Raw genomic sequence first — 690 nt, forward strand, 5'->3', positions numbered from 1 at the left:
CGGTGGGTCAGCGCCGGTGATGTTGGCTGTGCCGCCGTCATCGCGAGCAAGCTCGGCTCCCACAGGGTTGGGTGGTGTACCCAGATATTACAAACACCAACGATCCACTGTGGGAGCGAGCTTGCTCGCGATAGCGGTGGGTCAGTGCCAGTGATGTTGGCTGTGCCGCCGTCATCGCGAGCAAGCTCAGCTCCCACAGGGTTGGGTGGTGTACCCAGATATTGCAAACACCAAAGATCCACTGTGGGAGCGAGCCTGCTCGCGATAGCGGTGGGTCAGCGCCGATGATGTTGGCTGTGCCGCCGTCATCGCGAGCAAGCTTTGCTCCCACAGGGCTTGATGGTGTACCCAGATATTGCAAACACCAAAGATCCATTGTGGGAGCGAGCCTGCTCGCGATAGCGGTGGGTCAGTGCCGGTGATGTTGGCTGTGCCGCCGTCATCGCGAGCAAGCTCAGCTCCCACTGGGCTTGATGGTGTACCCAGATATTGCAAACACCAAAGATCCACTGTGGGAGCGAGCTTGCTCGCGATAGCGGTGTGAGGTGGTCAACTTTTTCCGGACACCTCAATCGGTGTTTTCAGGCTGTTTGCCGCTCGTACTGATTGGGCGGCAAATAGTCTAACGATGAATGCATTCGTCGTTCATTGTAGAACCGCACAATGTAATCCGTGACGTCCTTGATTGCT

General features: G+C 57.1%; 1 protein-coding gene. It reads right to left on the reverse strand.

The genetic code is table 11. From position 1 onward, the window contains the following. Positions 1–581 precede the first annotated feature (581 nt). The coding region (locus tag AB4Z20_RS28005; protein ID WP_442090910.1) for an IS3 family transposase at positions 582–690 on the reverse strand (109 nt) is incomplete at its 5' end.

The sequence above is a fragment of the Pseudomonas sp. KB_12 genome, assembly GCF_052114545.1.
Taxonomy (GTDB): Bacteria; Pseudomonadota; Gammaproteobacteria; order Pseudomonadales; family Pseudomonadaceae; genus Aquipseudomonas; species Aquipseudomonas brassicacearum.